Raw genomic sequence first — 412 nt, 5'->3', positions numbered from 1 at the left:
GTGCATTGATAAATAGTAGACGATGTTTATTTTCCTGCAAATGTAAAAAAACAATACCCCTTTCGGCGGCTTGGAGCCCCGAAAGAGGGTTTGGAGAAAGACAACCGCTTTCAGGGTGAAAAAACCGCTGAAAGGGTTGGATCCGGGATTACCCCCTTTCGGCGGCTTGGAACCCCGAAAGCGGGTTTGGGAGGAAGACAACCGCTTTCAGGGTAAAAAACCGCTGAAAGGGTTGGAGCTGGATCACCCCTTTCGGCGGCTTGGAGCCCCGAAAGCGGGTTTGGAGGAAGACAACCGCTTTCAGGGTGAAAAACCGCTGAAAGGGTTGGGCAACCGGTTACCCCTTTCGGCGGCTTGGAGCCCCGAAAGAGGGTTTGGAGAAAGATCAACCTCTTTCAGGGTAAAAAAACCG

The 412-nt window shown here is 51.9% G+C and carries 1 protein-coding gene; it reads left to right on the top strand.

Annotation, left to right across the window (positions count from 1 at the left end; translation table 11 throughout):
* Positions 1 to 115 precede the first annotated feature (115 nt).
* The coding region (locus HC175_RS23990; RefSeq protein WP_209310123.1) for a hypothetical protein at positions 116 to 412 on the top strand (297 nt) is incomplete at its 3' end.

It is taken from the genome of Salinimicrobium oceani (genome assembly GCF_012037645.1).
Note: the sequence above shows the minus strand (reverse complement) of the source record. Positions and strands in the feature narration are given on the sequence as shown.